General features: G+C 38.5%; 25 protein-coding genes, 1 pseudogene and 1 riboswitch. Of the genes and pseudogenes, 10 read left to right on the forward strand and 16 right to left on the reverse strand.

Annotated elements, in window-relative coordinates; genetic code table 11:
- Positions 1-10: 10 nt before the first annotated feature.
- A pseudogene (locus ACAN53_RS09575) lies at positions 11-1,306 on the reverse strand (GW domain-containing glycosaminoglycan-binding protein); the annotation flags it as partial.
- Positions 1,307-1,669: 363 nt separating this feature from the next.
- Between ACAN53_RS09575 and ACAN53_RS09580 the strand changes: the two are divergent.
- On the forward strand, positions 1,670-2,755 hold the full coding sequence (locus ACAN53_RS09580) for an NAD(P)/FAD-dependent oxidoreductase (RefSeq protein ID WP_379969355.1): 1,086 nt from the start codon (positions 1,670-1,672) through the stop codon (positions 2,753-2,755).
- Positions 2,756-2,807: 52 nt separating this feature from the next.
- Here the strand turns inward: ACAN53_RS09580 and ACAN53_RS09585 are convergent, their stop codons facing one another.
- On the reverse strand, positions 2,808-3,131 hold the full coding sequence (locus ACAN53_RS09585; RefSeq protein WP_379969357.1) for a hypothetical protein: 324 nt from the start codon (positions 3,129-3,131) through the stop codon (positions 2,808-2,810).
- 285 nt (positions 3,132-3,416) lie between these two features.
- Positions 3,417-3,572, reverse strand: coding sequence for a hypothetical protein (locus ACAN53_RS09590; protein ID WP_379969359.1), 156 nt, complete (start codon positions 3,570-3,572; stop codon positions 3,417-3,419).
- A gap of 223 nt (positions 3,573-3,795) precedes the next feature.
- On the opposite strand from ACAN53_RS09590, the gene ACAN53_RS09595 reads away from it, so the two are divergent.
- The gene (locus ACAN53_RS09595; RefSeq protein ID WP_379969361.1) at positions 3,796-5,781 is read left to right on the forward strand and encodes a penicillin-binding transpeptidase domain-containing protein; all 1,986 of its coding nucleotides are present in this window, start codon (positions 3,796-3,798) and stop codon (positions 5,779-5,781) included.
- 25 nt (positions 5,782-5,806) lie between these two features.
- Here ACAN53_RS09595 and ACAN53_RS09600 read toward each other — a convergent pair whose 3' ends face one another.
- On the reverse strand, positions 5,807-6,367 hold the full coding sequence (locus tag ACAN53_RS09600) for an FAD-dependent oxidoreductase (protein ID WP_379969363.1): 561 nt from the start codon (positions 6,365-6,367) through the stop codon (positions 5,807-5,809).
- Between the two features lie 200 nt (positions 6,368-6,567).
- Here ACAN53_RS09600 and ACAN53_RS09605 point away from each other — a divergent pair, with 200 nt between their 5' ends.
- Positions 6,568-6,744 (forward strand): hypothetical protein, encoded by a 177-nt coding sequence (locus tag ACAN53_RS09605; protein ID WP_379969365.1) that lies wholly within the window; start codon positions 6,568-6,570, stop codon positions 6,742-6,744.
- A gap of 23 nt (positions 6,745-6,767) precedes the next feature.
- Here the strand turns inward: ACAN53_RS09605 and ACAN53_RS09610 are convergent, their stop codons facing one another.
- Positions 6,768-7,517, reverse strand: a complete 750-nt coding sequence (locus ACAN53_RS09610) for an SPFH domain-containing protein (RefSeq protein ID WP_379969367.1) — start codon at positions 7,515-7,517, stop codon at positions 6,768-6,770.
- Between the two features lie 598 nt (positions 7,518-8,115).
- Positions 8,116-8,220: riboswitch (SAM riboswitch) on the forward strand.
- A gap of 71 nt (positions 8,221-8,291) precedes the next feature.
- On the opposite strand from ACAN53_RS09610, the gene ACAN53_RS09615 reads away from it, so the two are divergent.
- Positions 8,292-8,618, forward strand: coding sequence for a hypothetical protein (locus ACAN53_RS09615; RefSeq protein ID WP_379969369.1), 327 nt, complete (start codon positions 8,292-8,294; stop codon positions 8,616-8,618).
- A 41-nt stretch (positions 8,619-8,659) separates the two neighbouring features.
- Here ACAN53_RS09615 and ACAN53_RS09620 read toward each other — a convergent pair whose 3' ends face one another.
- Positions 8,660-8,866 carry a hypothetical protein gene (locus ACAN53_RS09620; RefSeq protein ID WP_379969371.1) on the reverse strand — a complete coding sequence of 69 codons (207 nt, stop codon included), beginning with the start codon at positions 8,864-8,866 and terminating at the stop codon, positions 8,660-8,662.
- Between the two features lie 299 nt (positions 8,867-9,165).
- Positions 9,166-9,714, reverse strand: coding sequence for a hypothetical protein (locus tag ACAN53_RS09625; RefSeq protein WP_379969373.1), 549 nt, complete (start codon positions 9,712-9,714; stop codon positions 9,166-9,168).
- A gap of 333 nt (positions 9,715-10,047) precedes the next feature.
- On the opposite strand from ACAN53_RS09625, the gene ACAN53_RS09630 reads away from it, so the two are divergent.
- Positions 10,048-11,157, forward strand: coding sequence for a radical SAM protein (locus ACAN53_RS09630; protein ID WP_379969375.1), 1,110 nt, complete (start codon positions 10,048-10,050; stop codon positions 11,155-11,157).
- Between the two features lie 342 nt (positions 11,158-11,499).
- Positions 11,500-13,956, forward strand: coding sequence for a CoA-disulfide reductase (locus ACAN53_RS09635; protein WP_379969377.1), 2,457 nt, complete (start codon positions 11,500-11,502; stop codon positions 13,954-13,956).
- 54 nt (positions 13,957-14,010) lie between these two features.
- On the opposite strand, the gene ACAN53_RS09640 is transcribed toward ACAN53_RS09635, so the two are convergent.
- Positions 14,011-16,056 (reverse strand): glycosyltransferase family 39 protein, encoded by a 2,046-nt coding sequence (locus ACAN53_RS09640; RefSeq protein ID WP_379969379.1) that lies wholly within the window; start codon positions 16,054-16,056, stop codon positions 14,011-14,013.
- A gap of 196 nt (positions 16,057-16,252) precedes the next feature.
- On the opposite strand from ACAN53_RS09640, the gene ACAN53_RS09645 reads away from it, so the two are divergent.
- Positions 16,253-16,882, forward strand: coding sequence for a hypothetical protein (locus ACAN53_RS09645; protein ID WP_379969381.1), 630 nt, complete (start codon positions 16,253-16,255; stop codon positions 16,880-16,882).
- A gap of 29 nt (positions 16,883-16,911) precedes the next feature.
- On the opposite strand, the gene bioF is transcribed toward ACAN53_RS09645, so the two are convergent.
- From bioF to ACAN53_RS09675, 6 genes are all read right to left on the reverse strand, one after another.
- On the reverse strand, positions 16,912-18,063 hold the full coding sequence (bioF, locus tag ACAN53_RS09650; protein WP_379969383.1) for an 8-amino-7-oxononanoate synthase: 1,152 nt from the start codon (positions 18,061-18,063) through the stop codon (positions 16,912-16,914).
- Position 18,064: 1 nt separating this feature from the next.
- Entirely contained in the window at positions 18,065-18,811 is a 747-nt protein-coding gene (locus tag ACAN53_RS09655; protein ID WP_379969385.1) for a 6-carboxyhexanoate--CoA ligase, read from the reverse strand.
- A gap of 16 nt (positions 18,812-18,827) precedes the next feature.
- Positions 18,828-19,520 carry a dethiobiotin synthase gene (bioD, locus tag ACAN53_RS09660; protein ID WP_379969387.1) on the reverse strand — a complete coding sequence of 231 codons (693 nt, stop codon included), beginning with the start codon at positions 19,518-19,520 and terminating at the stop codon, positions 18,828-18,830.
- Positions 19,517-20,869 (reverse strand): adenosylmethionine--8-amino-7-oxononanoate transaminase, encoded by a 1,353-nt coding sequence (gene bioA, locus ACAN53_RS09665; RefSeq protein WP_379969389.1) that lies wholly within the window; start codon positions 20,867-20,869, stop codon positions 19,517-19,519. The genes bioD and bioA overlap by 4 nt, the downstream gene beginning before the upstream one ends.
- A gap of 284 nt (positions 20,870-21,153) precedes the next feature.
- Entirely contained in the window at positions 21,154-21,354 is a 201-nt protein-coding gene (locus ACAN53_RS09670; protein WP_379969391.1) for a cold-shock protein, read from the reverse strand.
- A gap of 209 nt (positions 21,355-21,563) precedes the next feature.
- On the reverse strand, positions 21,564-22,058 hold the full coding sequence (locus tag ACAN53_RS09675; protein ID WP_379969393.1) for a hypothetical protein: 495 nt from the start codon (positions 22,056-22,058) through the stop codon (positions 21,564-21,566).
- A 199-nt stretch (positions 22,059-22,257) separates the two neighbouring features.
- On the opposite strand from ACAN53_RS09675, the gene ACAN53_RS09680 reads away from it, so the two are divergent.
- The 3 genes from ACAN53_RS09680 to ACAN53_RS09690 all read left to right on the forward strand — a co-directional run bounded on the left by ACAN53_RS09680 (position 22,258) and on the right by ACAN53_RS09690 (position 24,940).
- A complete protein-coding gene (locus tag ACAN53_RS09680; RefSeq protein ID WP_379969394.1) occupies positions 22,258-22,863 on the forward strand; it encodes a hypothetical protein in 606 nt (201 codons plus the stop codon).
- 705 nt (positions 22,864-23,568) lie between these two features.
- Entirely contained in the window at positions 23,569-24,759 is a 1,191-nt protein-coding gene (dltD, locus tag ACAN53_RS09685; protein WP_379969396.1) for a D-alanyl-lipoteichoic acid biosynthesis protein DltD, read from the forward strand.
- A gap of 19 nt (positions 24,760-24,778) precedes the next feature.
- Positions 24,779-24,940: a teichoic acid D-Ala incorporation-associated protein DltX gene (locus ACAN53_RS09690; protein ID WP_379969398.1), complete on the forward strand. Its 162-nt coding sequence runs from the start codon at positions 24,779-24,781 to the stop codon at positions 24,938-24,940.
- Positions 24,941-24,951: 11 nt separating this feature from the next.
- On the opposite strand, the gene ACAN53_RS09695 is transcribed toward ACAN53_RS09690, so the two are convergent.
- Together ACAN53_RS09695 and ACAN53_RS09700 are read right to left on the reverse strand one after the other, a co-directional pair.
- Positions 24,952-25,599, reverse strand: coding sequence for a phosphatase PAP2 family protein (locus ACAN53_RS09695; RefSeq protein WP_379969400.1), 648 nt, complete (start codon positions 25,597-25,599; stop codon positions 24,952-24,954).
- A 130-nt stretch (positions 25,600-25,729) separates the two neighbouring features.
- Entirely contained in the window at positions 25,730-26,389 is a 660-nt protein-coding gene (locus tag ACAN53_RS09700) for a PspA/IM30 family protein (RefSeq protein WP_379969402.1), read from the reverse strand.
- Position 26,390 lies beyond the last annotated feature (1 nt).

The following is a 26,390-nucleotide window of genomic DNA, read 5'->3' on the forward strand; positions in this document are numbered from 1 at the left end:
CAGAAAATACATTTGCATCAACCCAACCTAAAACGCGATTACCCTGCTGAATTTTGTTCCAAGTGGTTGTTCCTTTTGTTGCACTTTGCACAATTTGCACCATTTGAAAACTAAAATCATTGGTTGGTTCTACAAAATTTGCACCATATTCCCCATACGGTAAGCTCCATATGCCATCACCTTTACTTGAAGGTGCGATAACTGCAGTTCGATTCTCATCTTTAATATTTGTCAAATCTGTCAATGTCTTTACACTGTCAATCCAGCCCAGCAACTTACCGTCTTTTTGCACTTGATACCAAGTGGTACTTCCAATTGTTACGGACTTAACTGCTTGTACTGTTTGATAGGTATAATCATTGGTACTTGCTACATACTGAGCACCCGTAATACCATAAGGAACTGTCCAAATACCGTTGCCAGCCGTACTCCCAATCGTCACGGATACATTTATCGTCTTTGCCAATCCTGCATTGTCTAGCGCATTGCTGCTAATCCAGCCGATTACTTGACCGTCTAGACTAAACTTGTACCATTGTACATTTCCATATGTAGCGCTCTCCAGCAATTGCAAATTTCGAAAAGCATATTGGTCCGTAGAGCCAAGATAATTTGCACCTGAAAGACCATAAGGAATGGACCAGATGCCATTGACATTCGTCGCACCCATTACGGCAGTCTGATTCATCATTTGAAAATTAGTCAGATTACTTAACACACTGCTATCAAGCCAGCCGATTACTTGACCATTTACACTAAATTGATTCCATACGACATTACCAATCGTAAGTTTCTGTGTTACTTTTATGTCTTTTCCTACATAATCATTGGTCGAACCAATATAACCCGCACCATTTAAACCATACGGAATAGACCAAACACCATTTCCTGCTGTAGACACTACTAGTTGATTTTGATTCAAATTCGTTGCAGCATTTACAACCTTACTATCAAGCCAACCTAGTTCTTGACCATTTACCTGCACATGATACCATAGTACATTTCCAACTTGCGTGCTCCCCATAATATGAACCATCATACCGCTATACATAGATACGTCTCCTACGTAAGTAGCGCCCTGTACCCCATACGGAAGAGTCCATACCCCATTGCCATTCATTTTATCTCTAACAAGCGCATCAAAACTTACTGTTTGCTCATTAACCACACCTTGAGCAGCTACAGAACTTGTAGAGGTTACAACTGAATTAGGCACTGCTTGGACACCGTAAACTGTAACGAGGGTACATACAGTTAGCCAAATCTTTTTCACTCCTACACATCCTCTCCTTAAAATAATAAGCATGTAGTTGGAAGAGGTTGATCCTTTATAATTGCGGTGCAAATGAAAAGGATACACAAATGACCCTCTTCACTACCTTTTTATATTACTATTTTCATAGAAATTTTTATATAGTATATCTTGCAAATATTTTAACAATAAAGTGCCAATAGTTCATACAATATTATCCATAAACACACTATTTCCTTGTGATTCTACTAAATACTAGAAATTAACCATTCTTCTATACTCATAATTAATGTTTTTGTAAAAAAATAGAAATAGTAATTTACAATACTTTAATATAATTCTATTTAGTAAATACTACATATTATCATGATTGATTTCACATACTATCTTCAATACAGCAAAATGGAGGAAGAGAAAATGAAAGTAGCAATCATGGGAGCAGGATTATCTGGGCTTACGTGTGCCATTATGCTAGAACGTCATGGGATTTATCCAACTATTTTTGAAAAACGTGACCGGGTTGGGGATCGATTTATTTGTGCCGAGAGCATGTTATCGATTTTATCAGCTCCTATCGCAGATCCAATTCGATATTTGTCAGAGGAATTTCAAATTTATTTAAAGCCTACGAGTCATATAGGAGAGCTCATTATCCATTCTGAACATCAAACAGCCAGTATTCAGGAACATGTAGGCTACATAAATATTAGAGGACGTCATGAGCAGTCTTTTGAACATCAATTAGCAGAGCAAGTAAAATCCGAAATTACCTTTCAATCCTCTTATTCCTACGAAGAATTGTCACATGAATTTACGCATGTTGTCGTTGCTACCGGTGATGCTTCTTATGCAGTGAAATTACGAAATTTTCGAGAAGATCTATCGGTTTCATTAAAGGGGGCTACCGTAAAAGGAGAATTTGAACGGTCTACAGTACAAGTCTGGTTACGTAATGATTGGGCACCAAAAGGATATGCCTATCTTCTTCCGTACTCGAATGCAGAAGCTAATATTGTCATCGCTCACCCAGATTTACCTGCACAATCCGAGGTAGATACCACTACTCTTTGGAATCGGTTTTATGAGGGAATCCAAGAGGAACTAGGTCAGACGTTGCCTATTACCGACCAGTTTCAATTTACGAACTATCCAATGGGAATTTGTACCCATCCGCGCATCGGAAATACATTATTTGTCGGGAGTTGCTTTGGTTCACTTATGCCCTTCCTTGGGTTTGGACAATTTGAATCCATGTTGACAGGTATTTATGCAGCTTATGATCTGTGTGGGTTAGAAACATTTGAGGAGCTTACAAAACCCTTGCGAGATAGCTATCGCCATTCTTTAACCCTACGCCGCGGGGTGGAGGCTCTCAGTAATCATTCGTTTGATGTAATGGTAAGCGGACTTAACGGTCCAATTGGGAAAACCTTACTTACACGCAATCATGTAAATTCATTAAAACTCATAAGTTACTTATTGCGTCCGTTTGTAAATAAGTAGGGAGCTAAATACAGGAAAAAAGGTGTCATCGAAATGACACCTTTTTTTATCATTATATAACCTGTAATGGACCAGTAAGAGTAGAAAATTTTGTTTCAGAATGTTGTTCCAAAAAGTCATACGCCTCACGTAACAATTGATTTTTCTTACTGTATAAGCTTGGACATGTTGATGTATTTCTTGTATGGCAGCAAGGACACCACAAACCTTCAAATGAAACATTGTTTGCTTTGATCGTATGCTCTTCCGGATTGAATTCAGTAAATAGAAGAACTGTTCCTCCCTTTTCCATATCTAAATAGAGAATAACTCTATTATTTGCGAGACGGATTTCACCATTCATATCCTTATCAAAAGTAACGCGCTTAATCTTCACCTATACTCACTCCTAGACAGTTATAAATAATTGTGTACTACTAGATAAAAAACATATACATTATATCACTTTTTATCCATTGTGTTATAGAAAACAATAATTACTAATATACTATGATTACAGTCTGTCTTCAAGTGAAATGTCTGTTTTTTTCTTTTCTAGCAAAGTCACAAAGGATGCTACTGGATTCACTACAAATAAAATAGCCTCAGATTAAAAAGCAATCTAAGGCTGACTACGCATGACACTAGGTTAGTCATGTAATTATTGTTTTTTTTAAATAGTTTAAACTGCTGATGCGATGTTTGCATCATTGAAGTAGATGACTTGTGAAAGATATTTGATTCCTTTAATATTTTCAAATACTTCTTTCGCTTCTCTTAATGTGTCAAACTCAAACATAGTTGTTTGGTCCTTGCAATGAACAGTAATTACCCACATATGAAAGCCTCCATTTAAATTATTTTTCGCTTATATGTTATATAACAAGGCTTATTATAGCACTCTCCTGTGCTATAAAATGTTACAGCTTTGAAACACTTTTTCAAGATAACGTTTTCACTTTGTTTACGTTGTAAATTAAATTTATATATTTAGTACATTTGTATTTATATGTTAATTTTTATAGAATACTAGGTGTAACGCTATTGGTAGGAGGAGGAAAATGAAGAAAATATGGGTAATCATTGTTGGGGTACTTCTTTTTTTAGTAGGCTGTGGACAAGAAGCAAAGCCTGAACAGACGCTTCAGATTTATACAAAAGCATGGAATGAACAAAAATTTGATGTGATGTACGATCAACTTTCGAGCGCATCTCAAGCTGCTATATCGAAGGATGATTTTATTAAACGTTATGAAAAAATTTATAAGGACATGGAAGTCAGTCAAATTACAATCGGTGCAGTTGAGTCAAAAACAAAAAACGAGGAACAAAATGGGAAAAGTTCACTTCCCTTCTCTGTGAAAATGAATACATTAGCGGGAGACATTTCGTTCAACGAGTCGCTTCCTCTCATTAAGGAGGTGCAAGATAAGAAAAATGTGTGGAAAGTAGAATGGAATCCATCGCTCCTCTTCCCTTCCATGAAAGAAGGAGATAAGATTGGCATTCAAACCTATAAGGCAAAGCGCGGGGAAATTCTCGATCGAAGCGGACAAGGTCTTGCTATAAATGGAAATGCAAACCAAGTTGGCATTGTCCCTGGAAAGCTCGGCGATAATGGGGAGCAAACAAAGCAAACTTTAGCTGTTAAACTTGGTATTTCGGTTGATACGATAAACAATAAGCTAAAGGAAAAATGGGTACAGCCTTCTCTTTTTGTCCCTCTAGCGTTTCTTCCAGATTCTGATAATATAACGGATTATGTAAGCTTACCTGGCGTTGCAACCAAATCCGTACCAATTCGGACGTATCCATTAAAGGATGCAGCTGCCCATCTAACCGGGTACATACGAGAAGTAAGTGCTGATGATTTAAAGACATTAAAAGGTTATCGTACAGGTGATGTAGTAGGAAAGGCTGGTTTGGAACAAGTCTATGAAGCGAAGCTAAGAGGTGAAAATGGCGGAAGAATCTACATTACAGATTCCTCTGGCAAGGAAAAAGAAACACTGGCAGAGAAAAAACAAACAGATGGTGAAACCATTACAGTAAATATTGATAGTCGTCTGCAGCAAGCAATCTATAATCAGATGAATCAAGATGCCGGAACTGCTTCGGCTATCAGTCCGAAAACAGGAGAAATACTTGCACTTGTAAGCAGCCCCTCTTATGATCCAAATGGATTTGTTAGAGGATTAAAGGATGCAGATTGGCAGTCTTTAAACAATGACCCGAAAAAGCCGCTGATGAACCGCTTTACAAAGGCCTATGCACCAGGCTCCGTATTTAAACCGATTACCGCTACGATTGGATTACAAGTAAAAACGATAGATCCGACCGAGGCACTCCCCATCACCGGATTGCAATGGGCCAAAGATGCATCTTGGGGAAATTACTATATAACACGTGTACATGAAGTTAATCCAGTCAACCTAGAAACTGCCATGGTCTATTCAGATAATATATATTTTGCCCAATCGGGTTTAAAAATTGGCAAAGATAAATTCACCGAAGAAGCGAAGAAATTTGGACTTGGCGAGAAACTTCCGCTTGCATATCCATTTCAAGATTCAAAATTAGGTGACATAAAAAATGATATCCAGTTAGCAGATACTTCCTATGGACAAGGGGAAGTTGTTTTAACATCCCTACAAGCCGCTCTTTCCTATGCACCCTTTGTAAATGATGGTAACATTCCTTATCCATCCTTACTACGAGGAGAAAATGATAGTAAAGTGTGGAAATCCAATGTTACAACAAAAGAAAACGCTGATGTCATTAATAAAGCACTGATTGCTGTTGTAAACAATCCCGAAGGAACAGGAAAAGGTGCCAAAATAGAAGGAATGACGCTTGCAGGTAAAACAGGAACAGCTGAATTAAAGCAAGGAAAAGAGGAAAATGGTACAGAAAATGGCTGGTTTATCGGCTATAATGCCGATGCTCCAAATTCCATAGTAGCAATGATGATTGAAGATGTAAAAAACCGGGGCGGTAGCGGTTACGTGGCTAACAAAGTGAAAACTATCTTTCAAGAAATGAAATAAGGACAGCAAACGCTGTCCCCTTTTTTTATTTTAAAACATCGTGATCAACATAACGTGCGCCGCTCATTTCACTTAAAATGTTAACAGCAACTTTTGCGCCGTCTCCTGCTGTAATAATGGTATGGAAACCTGATCCTGCAGCGATACCTGCTGCCCAAATACCATCAATATTTGTTTTTCCAGCTGCATCTACATCAAATACAGCTTTTAGGCGAGGTTCTGTTGCTGGCTTCGTTTTCAAACCTACTGTTTCTGCAAGATCAACGGACATACCTGTTGCAAGAATTATATATTTTGCTTCGTAAGAACCGTTTTCTGCTTGAATTTGAAAACCTTCCTCATTTTTAACAATGTTTACTACCTTATCTCCTACAATTTCAGCTCCAAATTTCGCTGCCTGTTTTTTTCCCATTTCTAGTAATTCAGGTCCAGTGATTTCCATCACGCCGTAGTGATTTTCAATCCATGCACGTTTTGTTAAGCTTTTATCATTTTCAAGTACTAATGTTTTCTTTCCAGCCTTTGCTGTAAATAGAGCAGCACTTGCACCAGCTGATCCGGCTCCAATAATTACTACATCAAACATCTTCAACAACTCCCTTTTTTCTTTTTAAATGTTGGTTCGTAGATGCTTAGTCGCTATAAAAAGCCACCTTCTATATGTAGCTTAGGTTGCTTTCTTTTCAAAGTCAAGAAAACGCTCTCCCTCAAACAACCATACATAATTAATTTACCTATTCCATATACTACAAATACATTTACATAAACTACTAGGAGGGAATCATATTGGGCAAAAAAAACGAGGATACATTGTATGAAGGAAGAGATCAAGCATACTTAGATATTGATCGTATGATTAATGAAGGTCTTTCTGGTGGCACAGTGCACCTAAAAGGGGAAAAAACGAATATTGAGGAAGCACGAGAGCTAGTGGAAGAAGAAAAACCATATACAACGGAGTAAAAAAAACCCATTCAGGGTTTTTTTTACTTCTCCTGTTTCGCAAATAAATTTGCCACAGAGGATACTTCAAATGGAAATAGAATCGTACTATTTTTTTCTGCTGCGATTTCTGTCATCGTTTGTAGCATACGAAGTTGAATAGCAGCCGGCTGTTTATTAAGCACTTCTGCTGCCTCAGCAAGTTTTTCTGCGGCTTCGTATTCCCCTTTTGCCGCAATAACTTTAGCTACCCGTTCACGCTCAGCCTCGGCTTCTTTCGCCATTGCACGGCGCAGACCTTCTGGTAAATCCATAGATCGTATTTCTACGCCTGTTATTTTAATGCCCCATGACTCAGTAGCCTCATCCAATTCCTTTCTAAGCAAATCATCTAATTTTTTTTGCTCCGTAAGCATTTCTGACATCGTATGCGCACCTAAATTAGAACGAAGAATCGTTTGCGCTACGGTAGAAGTTGCTTTTCTGTAGTTTTCTACATCAAGAAGTGCCTTATGTGCATTTACGACTTGATAGTAAACAACTGCATTAATTGTAACGGGTACACTATCTTTCGTAATAATATCTTGATTCTCTACATTTTCAACGCGAATCCGCATATCTACAGGTTTCACGACATCAACAAGCGGAATAATAAACTGAATTCCAGGTTGTAGGGAACGAGTGTAACGTCCTAAACGAAGAACAACGGCTTGTTGATATTGTTGTACAATACGAATTGAACTAATTATAACCAAAATAACTAAAACAATAATAATAACGACTGGTGCTATCATAACCTGTCAACTCCTTCAATCGGCAACTATCGCCTGCATTAGCTTTCCTATTTAGTTTACTAGATTTGGTATATTGTTACTATAAGAACGCTATATAATTCAAGGATTGTTTACATTTGCTACTTTCCCACAGAATCACAGAAACTAAATAAACCCAATTAATTAAAACCTGAGATAAGTTTGAACTATTGCTAGGATGTCAAGACTGTAACTATATACAAGGATTCTTTAGATGAAATAATTTAATACAAAGGAGCTAATTATTAATGATAGATGTAATCGTTGGATTAGGATTAGTATTAGGATTTGGTATTATTGCATCTGTGGTTTGGGTGATATTAAAAAATAAGCCAAAATAATGTATCGTATTTTCAAAAGCAAGGCAATAAAAAGAGAACATGATTACTTGTACAAAAATGAATTTGTAAGCTACCCTCGTTCTGTAATTCTAGCAATTTCTTGAAAGGACTCAATATCCCCTTCCCCACTTCCAAAATATAATTATTCAAATAATTTTAAAAACAAATTTTTTTATACAATCCTATTGACAACCCAATATGAATTTATTAAAATTTAGAAAAATCAAACAATCGAAAATCTCTTATCCGGAGAGGTGGAGGGACTGGCCCTACGAAGCCTCAGCAACCACACAGCAATGTGTACGGTGCTAATTCCAGCAAAGCTATGCTTTGAAAGATAAGAAGAGGTGTCTTTTTTATACAAAAACCCTCTTCTTAGGAAGAGGGTTTTCGGTTATAAAAAAGGAGAATAAACATGAATAGAGAAACTGAATTAGTAATCAATGATTATTTAGACTTATACCTATATGCAGGTAGTATTAATGATACCGCTTGGCAAAAAGATATCTTGGATAAACTACAATTTGTAAGAACAGAAGAAAAACAAGATACATTTTCTCTTCAAACTCTTTGGGATCAATATAATAGCATAAACCAAGAAATTCTTACGATTTATCATCAACTGCAAACGAAAGATTCCTCTAGTGAATTAGATCAAAAGCTTTGGAATTTAAAACAAACGCGAGTTTCGTTAGGAAAACAAATTCGTCTTGCCTATATTCAGTCTAAACAAATTTCTTAATACAACAGCACCTTACTGAGTAAGGTGCTGTTCCTAAAAAGTTAGCACTTTTCTTTCATTCCGCTCATCATGCCCATCATCATTGTCATCATTTCATCACATTCTTGCATTTTCACCATCATTTGATCCATGTTCATTTCCATATTCATTTCTTTCATTTGTTCCATCATCATTTTCATACCATTCATTTCACCCATCATACGGTCCATAGACATCATCATCATCATATTCATACACATTTTTTCCATCTTGCATTCCTCCCATTTCGCAATAATTTTGATTAAAAGGAATAAAAAAAGCGACATACCTCTTACACAATATTGATAATTGCAAAATTTCAATTATCAAGCAACGTAAGAACTTTGTGCGCTTCTGGCCGTTAACCATTCTTCCTTTTATATCTAATTTCATTATAAATTCCCAGTTTTTGTTTTACAATACTATGTGCCGTATTTCACAAGAATTATCTAATTATTCTATTTATAACTCCCCTTCCTACTATAAAACAAGTGAGCCTTGTGTAATATAAACAAGGCCCACTCTCCTACTATTGAATAACAGTAAATTTCGATGCCGCACTCGCTCCGTTACTAGTTACTTTAACGGATTCTACTCCAATCGTCTCTTTCTCGCTAATATGCCATGACCAGGATACAGTACCGTTTGCATCTGCTTTGTGTGCTTCAAGTCCAGCGATATTGCTTGTACCCTTTCCATCATTTACTGTAATTTGTGCTGTTGCATGCGGTGAGACTTTTGCTGTAACGGTCACAGTACTATTTCGCGGAGCGGGTGTGGATACGTTTACAATTTTAACTACATCGGTTGTCTTTGAATCAGTAGTATTGGAGGAAGTAGATGTTGAATTAGATGATTTCGTTGTATCTTGTTTTGAATTGGAAGAATCCTTTGCTGTGTCACTTCCTGAGGATGAGCTTGTAGATTTCGTTGCATCTTGACTGGTTGGATCGGTCGATGCTGGTTTACTTTGGTCTGCAGCAGCAGGATTTGGCGTTGCACTATTCTTCGTATCAGGTAGACTTGCACAGCCCATTAACGAAATTGACAGCAATACGAGAATCAAAATTTTTTTCATATGTAGCCCCCTTTTTCATTTCAAAAGCACCTTTCAAATGTAATAATTATCCAATTTTATACAAACTCCTGCACCTTCCACTTCTTTTAATAAAATTTTCAATCTAAAAGTAAGATTTCCACACCATTTAAACTAAAAAGCAATTGTTCTCCTATTAAAATAGATTTTACGCTTTCCTAACGAGAATCCAATATTACGACTATAAAATCATTGCCCAATATACCTATAAGTAAAATTCCCCCGTTCACGATATTGTGATACCTTCTGTAAAGTAATCGTTACAATCTCTCTTATACTAATAATGTTTATACTTCAAGGAATTGGGGAGATAGAATGCTAATGGAAACAAAGGATCGTTCAACTACGAAATATTCTTCATTGAATGCACATACAGCGCCTCGCTTGATTTTTTGGGAGCTTACAGAAGGTTGCAATTTAAAATGCGTTCATTGCCGAGCGACAGCTCAACCGCAGCGGGCAGCGGATGAGCTAACTGACAAGCAAGCTTATGAAGTAATTGATGATATTGCAAAATTTGATAAAAAACCTATTTTAATTTTAACTGGTGGAGAACCTTTGTATCGTCCGGACTTTTTTGACATTGCAAGCTATGCTTCGTCAAAGGGCATTCCAGTTGCAATGGCCTCTAATGGAACATTGATTACGGAAGAGATTGCAAGGAAAATTAAGGATGCCGGAATCAAGCGGGTTGCGATTAGTATGGACGGACCTAGTGCTGAGATTCATGACAGCTTTCGCGGGTTGCCGGGAGCATTCGAGGCTGCGCTTCGCGGGGCAAGAAATGTGCAAGCAATGGGATTGGAATTACAATTTAATTCAACCATTACAACACATAATGTCGAAGATATAGAGAAGATGTTCCAGCTTGCCCAGCAGATGAATGTAAATGCACTTCATTTGTTTATGCTCGTTCCCGTTGGATGTGGATTGGAAATTGTAGAGAGCAATATGTTAAGTGCAGATAAGTATGAGGAAGTACTTCGTTGGTTTTACAACCGTTCACGGGCTGCTTCCTTTGAGGTACGGGCTACATGTGCTCCGCATTACTACCGCATAATGCGACAAGAAGCAAGAAAAGCTGGGGAACGTATAACAATGCAAACACATGGTATGGCTGCCGTGACAAAGGGTTGTCTTGGCGGAACGGGCGTATGTTTCATTTCTCATAAGGGAAATGTGCAGCCGTGTGGATACCTTCCCGTCAAAGCAGGGAATGTGTTAGAACAATCGTTACAAACGATCTGGAATGAGTCTAGCGTATTCCAAAACCTACGTAATCCATCTTTATTGGAGGGAAAATGCGGAGTATGTGAATATACAAATGTTTGCTCAGGATGCCGGGCACGTGCCTACTATGCTGAAGAAAATTATCTTGCAGAAGAACCATATTGTAATCACAAGCCTAGGGAGCAATATTTCTAAAAGATATTCACAACATAAGAAAAAACGATAACTGGCTGTCAAATGACCACTGAAAAAATACTACCTTTCAGTGGTCTTATTTATGGGTAAAAGATGGAAAAATTCAGCTCCGATTGTGACCGCTCGCAGAAAAAGCAACTATTTTTCGAAGTCCATATTTTTTCAGTATCCTCGGCCGTCAACTATCGTTTTTTATTACATACATCTTAAAATTACTATCATTAGGTAGTTGACTCTCACTGTTATTTTCATTACCATACCAAAGTAGGTATGGTATGCCATATAAAGATTTAATTACCTGGCATCTTTGCAGAACTAACATAGGAAAAGGGAGTGCTACTTGTGTCAAAAGGAACGAAAATAGTCATAGTTGGCGGAGTTGCTGGCGGTGCAACAGCTGCAGCTCGCTTACGTCGTTTAGATGAAAATTTTGAAATCGTATTATTGGAACGGGGAGAGTATATTTCCTTCGCAAACTGTGGGTTACCCTATTATATTGGTGGTAGCATAAATTCTCGTGATAAATTACTGCTGCAAACTGTAGAGAGCATGTCTTTACGTTTCAATATGGACATTCGTAACTATAGTGAAGTAACCAAAATCAATCGTGACGAGAAGACAGTAACAGTAAAACATGTACAAACTGGAAAGATATATGAAGAATCCTATGATGTATTAATTTTATCTCCTGGAGCACATCCTGTAAAACCTGCGATTCCTGGTATTCAAGATGCTAATAATCTATTTACATTACGGAATATTCCCGATACAGATAAAATCAAACAGTATGTTGATACCCATCACATTCAAAAAGCAGTGGTCATTGGTGGAGGATTCATCGGTATTGAGATGATGGAAAACTTATGTAGTCTTGGCATCCATGTTTCGCTCGTACAAAAAGGAAATCAAGTGATGGCTCCTGTAGATTATGAAATGGCAGCTCTACTTCATGAGCATATCGTCCAAAATGGAGTAGAACTGATTTTAGAAGATGAAGTTAAGGCATTTGAAGATAACGGAAAGAAAGTAATCTTAAATAGCGGTACTTCATTAGATGCAGATATGATTATATTATCAATTGGTGTTGCACCAGAACATACATTAGCGAAAGAAGCAGGGTTACCTCTCGGAGTAAAAAACGCAATCAAAGTTGGCCCGACTCTTCAAACTGAAGACCCATCTATTTATGCTATTGGAGATGCTATTGAAGTTAGTGATTATATCAATGGTACGAAAGCGATGATTCCTCTCGCTTGGCCGGCAAACCGACAAGGCCGTTTAGTTGCAGACCATATTGCTGGTAAGGATGTTACTTATAATGGAACGATGGGCACATCTATTGCAAAGGTATTTGAATTAACAGTAGCTTCGACTGGTAATAATGAAAAGACATTAAAAGAACTAGGATTACCATATCAAGCCATCCATATTCATCCAAATTCTCATGCAGGGTATTATCCGGGTTCAACTACTATAGCGCTTAAATTATTATTTCATCCAACAGAAGGAACCATTTACGGCGCACAAGCGATTGGAACGGATGGTGTAGATAAACGAATTGATGTCATTGCAACAGCAATGAAAGGAAAATTAACCGTTCGTGATTTACCAGATTTAGAGCTTTCCTATGCTCCTCCTTATTCATCCGCTAAAGATCCAGTAAATATGGCTGGATATGTAGCATCAAATATTATCGAAGGTATGGTAGAAACTGTACAGTGGCATGAAATTAACGAAATCGTCCAAAACGGTGGACTTCTAATCGACGTTCGTGATCCATTCGAACTAGAAATGGGTTCTATACCAGGTTCCGTAAATATCCCTCTTGACGCAATTCGCGAACGTATACATGAATTACCAACAGATCAAACCATATATGTTTCTTGTCAATTCGGGCTTCGTGGTTACCTAGCAGCTCGTATACTACAGCAACATGGCTTTAATGTAAAAAACCTGGACGGAGGCTATAAAACATATAAAGCAGCATACGGAGACAATGAGAACGACTTAATAGAACCAGTAGAACAAATTGAAGCTATAAAAGAGGTGGCAGCTAGCGTGGAAACAGCAAACACGATAACAATTGATGCTTGTGGTCTACAATGTCCAGGTCCCATATTACAAGTAAAAAAACAAATGGATGCACTCTCACAAGGAGATATTGTAGAAGTTTCTGCTTCTGATCCCGGCTTTGCAAGTGATATAGGTGCATGGTGCAAACGGACAGGGAATACACTTCTTTCATCTTCATTCGAAAACAAAATCGTAAAAGCTATTATTCAAAAGGGAACAGGCAACTCAAATGCTCACCAAACAGTTTCAGAGACAAAAAATGGAACGACTATGGTAGTATTCAGCGGGGATTATGATAAAGCAATGGCTTCCTTTATTATTGCAAATGGTGCAGCTGCAATGGGTAAGAATGTAACAATGTTCTTCACATTCTGGGGCTTAAACATTCTGAGAAAAGAAAACTCTCCGAAAGTAGAAAAGAGTATAATAGAAAAAATGTTTGGAATAATGATGCCAAAAGGGATCAATAAATTGCCACTTTCTAAAATGAATATGGGTGGAATCGGAACGAAAATGATGAAAAATGTCATCAAACAAAAAAATGTAGAAAGCCTGCAATCACTTATTCAAATGGCACAAGCTTCAGGTGTAAAACTGATTGCATGCACAATGAGCATGGATGTAATGGGTATTAAAAAAGAAGAATTGATGGATAACATTGAATATGCAGGAGTGGCAACCTATCTAAGTGAAACAGAGGATGCTAATCATAACCTGTTTATATAATAAATAAAAAAGGGAATGGCTCAAAAATAGGTGCCATTCCCTTTTTTATACTCACTACCCTTGATATACATACAATTTTTGTGACATTCCTGCAGCTTGGTTATCCGTTGTGGAGGACGTCGCTTGCCATTCACTGCTTGGTACTTCCTTACAATGAGATGTAATCCACTTAGTAACCTCTTGATTACCCCTTCCTTGACCGCTAATAAGGAAGTATTTCACTTGTCCTTCCTTTAGCATATATTCAAGTTTTGAAACCGATAAGGCGGGATCACTTCCGGAGAATCCTCCCATAGCCATTACAGCATAATTCGTATTCAGCATGGTAGATCCTGCTTCTTGTGAGCTTTCGGTCGCATAGAGAAAGGTTTCGCCGGTATAATTGTTTTCTAAATACGTAAGCAATTTCTGGTTAACCTGCGTTCCTCTGCCTGGCATATTCCCTCGTGCAAATCCTTGTCCGCCGCGGTTAGGTCTGCCTTCTCCGTTATCAAATCGTTCCTTCATCGAAGAACCATTTTGTACACTGCCAGGTCCGCCCGGAGGCATCTCTCCTATTGGACCACCTCTCATAAAGTTTTGTTGGGTACTAGGTCCTGCAACAGGAAGTGTGCTATTTCCCCCGCCTAAAACCGTCCACATCGTCCAAACGAATGGAAAAATGAGCAAAGAAAGCACGCCCGCTAAGGATGTATAATATGCTGCTTTTTCACGTTCTTTCAAGAAAATAAGAAGTCCTGATAGAATAATTCCTAAACCAAGGGGTACAATCATCCATCCTACTGCAATAGCACTACTATTTTCATAGATAATAATCGCTTCAAATACAGAAGTAATGAAAATCGCACCTGGCAATAACATCCAGCCTTGTTTTTCTTTATATAGCTTCCAGAGTGCTGTCCAACCGATTCCGGTTAATGCTGCGATGGCCGGTCCCATCATGCTCAAATAATATTGATGAAAAAACTGTGCGATGCTAAAAAACACGAGCATGGGGAGCAGCCAGAGTGCCCAAAATGCTGTAAAATACTGCTGCATGGTGAGCTCCCGCTTGCTTTTCAGCGAAGCAAACACACCGATTACGGTAAATAAAACAAATGGTAAAAGCCAGCTTGCTTGGCCAGACAATTCTTTTTGGAACAGACGAAGTACACCAGCTTTACCAGTACCAAACATACCTCCCATTCCTTGACCTCCAGGAGGAGAAAAGGAATTCGTTCCACTTTGCACTGGATTGTTACCGTTAGGCATAGCATTACCAAAGTCTAGTTGTCCTTGGATGGCTTGGTCATTTTTCTTTGGCTGATTGCCTTTATCTCCGGTTAACCGTGAAATCCCATTGTATCCAAATGCCAGTTCAAGCACAGAGTTTGTTTGACTACTTCCAATGTATGGCCGGTTATCCTTCGAGATAGAATCTACAACTACTGCCCATGAAAGCGAAACTGCTGCAAGTACAACGGTTGCGATAGCAAGCTGAGCAATTTTTTTCTTCCACGATGTTTTTACAGCAAACAAATAGAATAAGTAAAAGGCTGGAAGAACCATATAGGCTTGCAGCATTTTAACGTTAAATCCAATTCCAACTAACATTACACTTACAATAAGCCAGCTTAGTTTTTGTTTTTCTACCGCTTTCATAAGTGCCATAGTCGCAAGTAACAATGTTACAATTAAAATACTATCTACATTGTTTGTCCGAACAACTGCAACAAAAATCGGCGTACATGCTAACGTAAGACTAGATAGAAGTGCGCTACTGCGTCCAAATTTCGGCTTTACAATCCGATACAATAGCCATACAGACACAACTCCCGCTAGTGCCTCTGGTAAGATTACACTAAAATCATTTACACCAAAGATTGCTGCGCTTAGTGCTTGAATCCAAAGGGCAACCGGCGGTTTATCTACCGTAATAAATCCAGCTGGGTCATAGGAAACGAAGAAAAAGTTATGGAAGCTAGTTAACATACTTTTCACGGCAACCGTGTAATACGTGTTAGATCCTGCCTTTGTCACTTGATAAAAATTCAAAAATAGAGAAAATATAAGTATTGCTACTAAAAGCAGGTCAATCCTACCCTTTTCTTTCGATTTCATTCTGAAACTCTCCTTTGTTTTAGCTTTAAATTCACATGGCACAACTGTAGCTTAGCATTCTTAACTTTTGCTTAAGGAAAGCGAATACGATTTTTCCAACAAAGGGTGGACTATCCTCTATGTTCACGTTGTATAATACATATAACGATTTATATTCATGTGCATAACAATTAATTTTGAGGAGCGTTTTTATCAAATGAGTTTAACCATTCTACAATTTATTGTTCCAATCGTTATTTATATTACAGTTACTTTGTTTTTTCGTGCAAAGCTAAAAGTGAAATGGATTTGGGCGATGCTAATAGGGGCTTGTGCTTCTTTTTTAATTACATATATTGCATTTAAATCCATTGATACGAACGCGACGCAGACTCCATCGCAAGACCAAAGCCAAAGTGCGACGCAGGATACAACAAAGCAAGCAGCTTCCAATCAATCGGCTGCCACAAAAACGGCTGCTATAGGTACAAAATTCCAATATAATGCTACCTTAAAAGAAGTCGAGCAAGCACTTGGAAAACCAGTTAAGACCATAAATGATTATTGGGCAGGATATAGTCTTATTAAATTCGATACTGAATCTTACCTTTTTAACAAACAAGACAAAGTCGTCGGTATGTACATTACATCTCCTTCCATTTCCATTTTCGGGGCCAATATTGGGATGACGAGTGCAGAAATAGCCACGAATCTCGGTAAAGCCGTTGATACGAGAGAAGAAAATACAACCTACTATACGAGATATAAGCATGAAGGAAGTACCATTTCTTTTGCCTCTAAGCAAAAAAATGGAAAAATCGAATATGCCATTGTTACGAAAGACTGAACCTAATAAAGGAGTAGCGCATAGAAGCGCTACTCCTTTATTGCTTGAAATACAGATAATACATGCGAAACCTGCTTGTCCGTGTGCGTAGCCATCAATGCCAGTCGTAAGCGGCTACTTCCTTGCGGTACTGTTGGCGGGCGAATTGCTGGAATGTAAATATTCGCGTCCAGTAAGGATTTTGAAAATGACACCGCATCTTCTGCATCGCCTATGATGATGGGAATAATGGGAGTGATGCCATCCGGAACATTGTATCCGATACGCTGCAGCCCCTTTCTAACCCGCATTGAAATCTGTTGCAGACGAAGTACACGTTTTTCACTTTGCTTCAAGAGATGGATGCTTTCCCTAGCTGCGGCAACCACTCCTGGTGAAAGAGACGTTTGAAAAATAAAGGTCCGTGCCTTCTGTCGTAGATAACGAATCAACACATCACTTCCGCAAACAAAACCTCCTTCACTTCCAAGTGCCTTACTCATAGTTCCAATCGTTACATCAACCGTTACGCCGAAATAGTCAGCACTACCGCGGCCATGTGATCCGATTACACCAGTCGCATGGGCATCATCTACAATTACGAACGCCTCATACAACCGTGCAATTGTAACAATATCTGGAAGCGGAGCAAGATCTCCGTCCATGCTAAACACTCCATCTGTTACGATGTATTTCCGCTTCACATTCCGGTACCTATCTAGTTTTTCTTGCAAATCCTTCATATCGGCATGCTTGTATACAACCGTTTTCCCTTTGCTTAACCGACAGCCGTCAATAAGACTCGCATGATTGAGCTCATCACTAAAAATCATACTTCCTTCCGTTGCCAATGTCGTAATAGTTCCAACATTTGCAAGAAATCCACTTGAAAAAATCAGCGCTGCTTCAGTCCCTTTAAACGCTGCAATCTCCTTTTCTAGTTGTTCGTGCTCGTTCATATTACCGGTTGTTAACCTCGCACCGCCACTACCTACCCCATTTTTCTCAATAGCCCGTATGGCAGCTTCCTTCACTCTCGGGTCATTGGCGAAACCTAAGTAGTTGTTGGAAGCTCCCATCATAACAGGTTTTCCGCCAATGGTAGTCCTTGCTTCACTAGGCCCTGCCAGATGTAATGTGCGTAGTAATCCTTTTTCTTCATCTATAAGAAGTTCCCTCTGCATCCACTCCTCGTAAGTCAATTCACTCATCTCCTCGTATCATCACAGGAACCTGTTCCAGAAAATGAATATATTGTTCTAAATCAATCGGCTGACGTACATAAAACACACGTCCCCCGCTTTCATCGCCGCGCAGTTTGAGATGTGGAATGCGGCAATAGGTGTTTCCAGCTACATAGCCAGTGATATATTCGGGATCATCGGACCAGCATAATTCTGCTACACTCCCTGCCAAGTGAACCTTCGTTGCTAGTGCAATTGATTCACGAACACGGGAGGATCCTCCCTCTCTCCTTTGCCACTTGTTCCAATATTCCTCTTCCCAGTCCAAATGAGATACCCGTACACCGCGTATGCCCTTATCATCTAAACGCTCTCCGCTACTAGCATCCATAATAATAGCGCCGCGTGTTGTAGTATCATGAGTGATAAAGTGAATGCCCTTTCTTGCCGCCAGTTCACTGACTCCTTCTTTCATAAGCCAATTTACCGCATATTGACGGGCATCCATCACGGTTTCACAAGTAAGGCTTTCAACTGAAAGCGGATAGATATAATGAATCGTGTTAGGTGGTACTCGATCTATTGTTATATTAATAAAGTCAGCCTCGCCCCTGCTATGATGGAGAGCCCGGTCAATCAACTGCTGTGCATATTGCTGTAATCCTTCCTCTGTAACCAACCGTTCCCCACCAGAAATATGCCGGCCTCCGATTTCATGGGATCCGCCCTTTGCTGCGCGCATACGAATACTATAGAGTGCTTCCATACCGAAATCCTCCTTTTCAAATATACGGAATTAGTGCATCTACATCCAAATATTGCTCAAATAGCGATTGAACATATTCACGGTCTTGCTTTCGGTCCGTCCAAGGTATATTTCCTAACAGTGGTACATCAGTCATTTTTTGTAAGAGAGCCGGATTGGTCTGCTCCGCTAGTCCATTTTCCCGTAATCCATTAAAAATAATACCGGCTACATATAGCCCATGTGCCCTTGCATAATGTATCGTTAACAGAATATGATTAATCGTTCCTAAATTGGGCCGTGCTACAAGTAGAAGGGGCAATTGAACTTCTTGCGCCAAATCAATAACAGTAAAATTGGGACCATACGGAACCGTAACGCCTCCAGCACCTTCAATAAGCATACTATCGTGTTTTGGAGATAACTCGTACCATGCCTCCATGACATGATCTAAATCATAATTCGTTCCTGCTCGCTCCTGCGCTAGTGCCGGTGCGAGCGGTTCATCAAATTGAAATGGATTAATTTCCTCTAATGAATCGGCTACTCCTGACATTTTCTTCAAAATATGTACATCACTTGTTTCGCTCTCACGGCGATCTCCGCTCATAAGGGGTTTGAATACCCCCGTATCAAAACCTCTACCACGTAGTACTCCTGCTATCCCCGCTGTAACAAATGTTTTCCCGATTTCGGTATCGGTTCCTGTAATAAAAAATCCTTTGTTCATTTCAAAGTCGCTTCCTTTGTAACATGATAGATTCCTTCTTTAATTCGGCTAACCATTTCCCTAATATCTTCTTCCGTTGAAGCAAGCGGCGGCATAAAGACAATGACATCCCCGAGCGGACGAGTCATTAATCCCAATTTCCGCATTTCTATCGTAGCCTTCCAGCCTATCCGTTCTTGCCAAGGGTATAATTCCTTGGTTGCTTTATCTTTAACAAGCTCAATTCCTGACATAAAGCCAACTTGACGAATATCACCAACGTGCTTTAACTCATAGAGACTACCAAGCTGCTCCTTCATATACGGCGTTTTCTTGGCAACACCTTCTACTGTTTGTTCTCGTTCATAGATGCGTAAGTTTTCTAAAGCAACTGCACAACCGAGTTGATTTCCTGTATAAGAATGACCGTGAAATAAGGTTTTCATTTTTTCATAGTCATCATAGAAGGCTTGATAAATCGTTTCACTTACCATCGTAATGGCCACAGGCAAATAGCCACCCGTTAGCATTTTTCCAGCTGTCATAATATCAGGAACAACCGATTCATGCATACAAGCAAACCATTTTCCCGTCCGGCCAAAGCCGACAGCTACTTCATCTGCAATCATAAGTACGTTATATTCCGTGCAGAGATCACGTACCTCTTTTAAAAATCCTGCAGGCATATTAATCATGCCTCCAGCACCTTGCATCATTGGCTCTAAAATAACTGCACACACTTCCTCATGATGTTCATCCAATTGCTGCTTCAATCTTGCAAGACAATCTGCTTTCGTTTGTTCCGGATCCCCAGTTGGATGACGATAGACATACGGATACGGTGCTACGTAACTGGAAAACATAAGCGGATTATAAATTTTATGATAAATATCAATATCTCCAACACTTATTGATCCAATCGTATCGCCGTGATATCCGTTATGCATCGTAATAAATTTCGTCCGCGTCGTAACACCGATATTAAGCCAATATTGAAATGCCATCTTTATTGCAATTTCAACCGCGGTAGCCCCGCTATCCGAGTAAAAGACGCGGTCTAATCCTTTTGGCGTAATTTCAACTAGTTTCATGGCAAGCTCAACCGCTGGAACGTTCGCCATCCCTAGCATCGTAGAATGTGCAATTTTGTTTAGCTGTTCCATTAAGGCATCATTTAGCTCCTGCTTGCGATGACCATGCGGATTCAACCATACAGATGAGTTTGCATCATAGTATTCATTCCCCTCAGTATCTCGTATTTTTACTCCTTGTCCGCTTTCAATTACGAGGGGATCCTGATCATATTCCTTCATTTGTGTAAAAGGAAGCCATAGAACCTCTTTACTTTTTTGTACATAATCAATCGTCATTTTTCATTCTCCTTATGTTAACCATTTGTTTATTTTTGTTTACATTTAAAGCATACCAAATGCTTTTCCATTCTAATGTGTATGCTAGTTATGAAAACGCTTATCTATTATTTTACAGTAATTAGTTTTTATTGTTAACCTATATTGATTAAAAGTTTACATTAATAAAGGAACTTTGTCGTGTGAGAGGAGAAAATAAGGAGAAAAATTCTTATTAAACCAAGAAATGGATAAAAAAAGCAAAAAAAAAAAAACGAGAAGAGGGCGAACCCCCCTGCTCGTTCTTATTTTTTGTTTACGTTTGTAGCTTGAGGTCCACGGTTACCTTGTTCAACATCAAAAGTAACTTCTTGGCCTTCTTCTAAAGTTTTGAAGCCTTCACCTTGGATAGCAGAAAAGTGAACGAATACATCGTCTCCGCCTTCTACTTCAATAAAACCGAAACCTTTGTCTGCATTAAACCATTTTACTTTACCGTTTTGCATGAAAAAAATCCTCCTAATGTACCTTATGTACACATTTTTCAACCACTTCACCATTATATAGGAACAAAAAAGCCGCAACTCCATTGAAGATTTAACCTTGCTATCCCCAGAAGTTACAGCTTATTTAAATCTCTATGATATAAAAAGTAAAATGGTTTAAATACACATTACCATGAAGAAAGTAAAAAAGCAAATGTTTAAGCAATATTTTATCGATGCGTTCTCCCCCAACTTGTGATGCCGTAGTATTTTCCTGCTCCGTCATTCTGATTCATCACAACATCAAGATCATGAAAATAGCGGTGCAATTTGATTAAGTCCCCTTTTCCCGTTCCCGTTGTTAGCGTTTCTGCAAGACTGCGAATATCCTTTATATCCTTTTGTAAATCTTCATTTCCTGTATCGTTCATCGCACTTACTGAATCCACTATTTCCTTTGCACTTTGATGAACCTCGTTCCAATCTGGATTATTGATTTGCCCCCATCCTGTTAGACTATTTAAGATTTGGTGCTCCTTGGAAATAAATTGAGGGACCACTTGATCACCAATATTATTCGCTTTCACCTGGGTAAATTGCTGCGATGTCGAATTCACTTGCACAGATTGCTTTCCAAATAGGTTGGGAATAAATATATATGCGCCGTATAATACGATACCTATATTAATCGCAATTAGTGCAGACCAAATAATCTTGCTTTTCAACGTATAAGTCCTCCTCTAACCAATTGTGTTGTGAAAGACGATGAATATATATTAACTGTTATGTAATCTATTTCCATACTATCATATTAGCACGTTACCAAAGAAACTATTTATTAACATGTTAAGGATAAGTTAAGGTTACTATTGGATACTTCTCGTAGAAACAAAAATACGAAAAATAGTAGGAGGCACCACAATTATGAGATTTAAACGTAGCTTGATTATCCCTGTATTAGCAGCTTCTATATTAATACCAACCCTAGCAAGTGCAGCATCAAATCAGACTGATGCATCAAGTAACACAGCCGCTTCTGAGCAGCACCATGCGAAAAAACAAGCTAGTGATCATCAAAAGAAAGATGGAAAGCAAAAATTAACAACAATTATAAATCAATATGCTTCTTCTACGCTAAAGGATCAACTGACAAAGGATCTTGCAACGCATGATAGCTTAATGCAACAATTACATCAATCAGCAGCTTTCCAAAATAATAAAAGCCAAGAAAAATCGCAACGTGATGCTTTTTATCAAGCAAATAAACAACAAATTGATTCCATTCGTCAGCAAGAGAAGGATGGAAAACTAACAAAGCAACAAGCTCATGATCAAATTGACGCACTTCCAGGGCATCCACAAAAACAAACAAATACAAACAAGGAACAGACACGCACTGTCCATACTGAATTACAAACAGCTGTTAAAAACAAAGACACTGTAGCCATTACAACAGCTTTAGAAAAGCTAGATCAACAATTACAAAGCGAAAATCAGCAATTACAACAACAACTTAATACTGCAAAATAAGAGCCAAGTCATTCTAAAAAAGAAGGCACCTTCTATAAGCCCACTGAAAAAGCGCTAATTTTCAGTGGGCTTATTTATGAATTAAGAATGGAAAAATCTAGCTCAAATAGTGCCCGCTCACGGAAAAAAAGGATACGGGCTGAACAAAAGGGGGCCAATTGTGTCCGCTCACGAGAAAAAGCTTATGGGCGGTAACAAAAGAGCTCCGATTGTGCCCACTCACGAGGAAAAAGCTTGCGGACGGTAACAAAAGAGCTCCGATTGTTCCCGCTCACGAGGAAAAAGCTTGCGGACGGTAACAAAAGAGCTCCGATTGTTCCCGCTCACGAGGAAAAAGCTTGCGGACGGGTAACAAAAGAGCTCCGATTGTGCCCACTCACGAGGAAAAAGCTTGCGGACGGTAACAAAAGAGCTCCGATTGTGCCCGCTCACGAGAGAAAGCTTACGGACGGTAACAAAATGCCCGCACAGATCAGTTACTCTTGCACTTATTGTTTGAAGTCCATCCGTTTTCAGTGCCCTCGCTTCTATAGCTGCCTTCTGTTTTCGCATGGTATCGTATAAAAAATTGTTATGCTTCTACATTATTTTATGTATAATATATGATGGTAAGCATAGTGATACTTTGTTTCTTCCTATCTCTATGAATCTTTCAACTAGCTGCTGACTTGATTAATATACAGTTCAAACATATAAGGAGATTTTATGAGAAGCGCGATCTATAGTCCTTTACTTATAGCATTTGTGATTTATGTAGGTTTTTTACTACTCCCTGTCTCGTACTTTCCGAACATCATATCTGACAGTGAGATAAAGCAAGGTAGTTCTTCACCTGATGCCCTTCGATTTAAAAATACATATATACAACAACAAGTTTTGAATAGCAATAGATATATTCCTTTATTTGGTTCTTCTACGATTGGAATTTTTAGTCGCTTTCATCCTTCTCATTATTTTTCAGATGAGACGGTTATTCCGTATTTACAAGGACAGCCTGGTAGCACCGGTTTACTCCACGCGATGAATCTTGCAACCTTATCCCATTCCCTCCAAAATAAAAAGCTTGTCTATTTTCTAGATCCTTCTGATTTCATGAGTAAAGATGGACTTTCAGATAGTGGCTTTACGAAATATTTCTCAAGCTATCAAGCATACCAATTTCTATTTACCGATGACATTAGTACAGAATTGAAAACAAAGGTGGCTCCTAGGCTACTAAACTATTCTATGGTTAAAAAAGACCGTTTACTAACAATCATGTTAGAACGATATATATATAAAGATCCATGGCATCAATTCAAAGCGTTTTCATTAACACCTATTGCCTATTACCGCTTAAAACTGAAAGAAAAACAAGATTATTTTGACAGCTTGTCTGCAGTAAAAAACATAAAACCTGTGAAACTCCAAGCACCTACTAATAAGCTTTCGTGGGATCAGCTTGCCAAGGAGGCCGAGCAAGAAGGACAACTCCAAACAAATAGCAACTCGTTTGGCATTGTAAATGATACTTATAAAAAATACGAAGAAAAATATATGAGAAATCAAAATTCTTGGAATTCTTCTTCTTTTTTAGAATCCAGTGAGTTTGATGATTTACAGATGGTATTAGATGTACTACGAAAAGAACAGGCAACTCCTCTTTTCGTTTTATTGCCACGAAAAGGCGCTTATAGTGATTATATCGGCTTTACGAAGCCCTATCGCGAACAACTATATGCAAAAATTCGCAGTCAAGTAGAAGCATCTGGATTTCAGGTTACAGATTATTCGGGCGCAGAATATGATAACTATTTCATGAATGATCCTAATCATTTAGGATGGAAGGGCTGGGTTCGCGTGGATCAAGATTTATCGGAATTTTTATATGGTAGACTTGATAACAATCTAAACTAAAGAGAAGGGGAATCGTGAGATGAATCAATTAATGAAATATATCCATACATTGTGGTGCAATGCCTCCGTACGCTGGGCCGCTATGTTCCTGTTTTATGTAAGTATTCTGTTCGTTTTAACCTATCTCTATGGCTTTGTTAATCAGAATACGGATTCTAAATTTATTTACAATGAATTTTAAAAGAACGCTGTTCATTTTTTTCGATCATTCACAACAGACAATCCCATTATACAAATCATTAGCCAAGAACCTCCTGCTGCAAAGCCAGCTAGTACATCACTTGGATAGTGGACGCCGAGATAAATTCGGCTTATTCCTATCATGAAGATAAGTAATGCCATTACGCATATGGCTAAAACCTTCTGAACCCTTCCTTTGCATTGCCGAACAAGAAGGTAAGTAATCATACCATAAAAAACAAAGGAACTCATAGAATGTCCACTTGGAAAACTATATCCTGTTTCATGAATGATTGGATGAATGGTAGGCCGTTGTCGTTGAAAAATCCATTTCAACAACAGATCAAAACCAATTCCGCCTGAAGCTGCAAGAAATAGGAACATGGCTTCCCACATCCTTTTCTGCCAAATTAGGATAACAAGTAGCAACATAAGGATAGCCGCAATGGTTTGCCCAGCTCCCATAAAGGTGAAGCATTCCATTATAATTGTCTCGCGGTTAGATATAAAGGATTGAATCAACTTTATTATAGTAATATCAAAATTATACAGCTCTTTTTCAATTAGTTCCGAGGCGAACCTTGCAAAAATATATGTAAATGCTATCAAAATAGCAGTAGAATATACTAAAAATTTTCTTTCCGATGTGGATAACTTCATCAGCCTTACTCTCCCTATTCCCTCATTTTATATATACCTATAGTAACGGTCTCCATGCAAAAAGGCAAACCCGTGGAAGTTTGCCTTTTTGCTTATCTATTTAAACATTGGATAGGATGCTCTAAATTCTTTATTTTGTAGCTTTTAACTTTTCAAGCTCTTTTTGTACTTCTTCTTTTAGCTCACTACTTACAGATGGCATATGATCCCTTGTGTAAGCTTGTTGGAAGTATTGACTTGCAGCAGCTTCCGCTTCTAACTTTTGAATATATTCTTCCATTCTTGCAAAGCCCTTTAATGTATGTTCCGTTTGGAAGGATGCAAGAGTATCTTGTCCAGATTTTAGCGCTTTTGCAGCGTTTGCTCTAGAGATTAACACCAATTTTTTATATTGTAATTCCTTAAATGTTTCTTGCATTTTACCAATTTGATCGTAGAGAAGAGCTGTTTGTTTTTTCGTTGCTTCTAATTGTTGCTTGTACATCGCTAGCTTCTTCTCTTGTGTAATTTTTTCTTGTAATGCTACTTGCGCCACTTCGTCTTCGCCTCGGTCTACCGCTAATTGTGCTTGACGAACTCGTTTCGCAACGATAGCTTCTGCTTCCTCCACAAGTGTTTCATACTTCTTCTCCATAAATAACTGGTCGGCTAATGCATGCTGTGCTTTCCCGATTTGTTCTTCTACATCACGCATATACTGTTTTAACATCACGACTGGATTTTCTAATTTATCAATCACATCATGTACATCTGCCGTTACTAAGTCTTTCACTCTTCTAAATAATCCCATT

Source organism: Ectobacillus soli (genome assembly GCF_042610425.1).
GTDB lineage: Bacteria > Bacillota > Bacilli > Bacillales > Bacillaceae_G > Ectobacillus.

Coding starts and splice junctions, on each gene's coding strand:
- dltD (WP_379969396.1), top strand. CDS start 23,569: ATGAGAAGCGCGATCTATAGTCCTTTACTTATAGCATTTGTGATTTAT.
- ACAN53_RS09595 (WP_379969361.1), top strand. CDS start 3,796: ATGAAGAAAATATGGGTAATCATTGTTGGGGTACTTCTTTTTTTAGTA.
- ACAN53_RS09615 (WP_379969369.1), top strand. CDS start 8,292: ATGAATAGAGAAACTGAATTAGTAATCAATGATTATTTAGACTTATAC.
- ACAN53_RS09695 (WP_379969400.1), bottom strand. CDS start 25,599: ATGAAGTTATCCACATCGGAAAGAAAATTTTTAGTATATTCTACTGCT.
- ACAN53_RS09600 (WP_379969363.1), bottom strand. CDS start 6,367: ATGTTTGATGTAGTAATTATTGGAGCCGGATCAGCTGGTGCAAGTGCT.
- ACAN53_RS09640 (WP_379969379.1), bottom strand. CDS start 16,056: ATGAAATCGAAAGAAAAGGGTAGGATTGACCTGCTTTTAGTAGCAATA.
- ACAN53_RS09590 (WP_379969359.1), bottom strand. CDS start 3,572: ATGTGGGTAATTACTGTTCATTGCAAGGACCAAACAACTATGTTTGAG.
- ACAN53_RS09580 (WP_379969355.1), top strand. CDS start 1,670: ATGAAAGTAGCAATCATGGGAGCAGGATTATCTGGGCTTACGTGTGCC.
- ACAN53_RS09680 (WP_379969394.1), top strand. CDS start 22,258: ATGAGATTTAAACGTAGCTTGATTATCCCTGTATTAGCAGCTTCTATA.
- ACAN53_RS09700 (WP_379969402.1), bottom strand. CDS start 26,389: ATGGGATTATTTAGAAGAGTGAAAGACTTAGTAACGGCAGATGTACAT.
- ACAN53_RS09655 (WP_379969385.1), bottom strand. CDS start 18,811: ATGGAAGCACTCTATAGTATTCGTATGCGCGCAGCAAAGGGCGGATCC.
- bioA (WP_379969389.1), bottom strand. CDS start 20,869: ATGACGATTGATTATGTACAAAAAAGTAAAGAGGTTCTATGGCTTCCT.
- ACAN53_RS09690 (WP_379969398.1), top strand. CDS start 24,779: ATGAATCAATTAATGAAATATATCCATACATTGTGGTGCAATGCCTCC.
- ACAN53_RS09630 (WP_379969375.1), top strand. CDS start 10,048: ATGCTAATGGAAACAAAGGATCGTTCAACTACGAAATATTCTTCATTG.
- ACAN53_RS09620 (WP_379969371.1), bottom strand. CDS start 8,866: ATGGAAAAAATGTGTATGAATATGATGATGATGATGTCTATGGACCGT.
- ACAN53_RS09670 (WP_379969391.1), bottom strand. CDS start 21,354: ATGCAAAACGGTAAAGTAAAATGGTTTAATGCAGACAAAGGTTTCGGT.
- ACAN53_RS09625 (WP_379969373.1), bottom strand. CDS start 9,714: ATGAAAAAAATTTTGATTCTCGTATTGCTGTCAATTTCGTTAATGGGC.
- bioD (WP_379969387.1), bottom strand. CDS start 19,520: ATGAACAAAGGATTTTTTATTACAGGAACCGATACCGAAATCGGGAAA.
- ACAN53_RS09645 (WP_379969381.1), top strand. CDS start 16,253: ATGAGTTTAACCATTCTACAATTTATTGTTCCAATCGTTATTTATATT.
- ACAN53_RS09610 (WP_379969367.1), bottom strand. CDS start 7,517: ATGATAGCACCAGTCGTTATTATTATTGTTTTAGTTATTTTGGTTATA.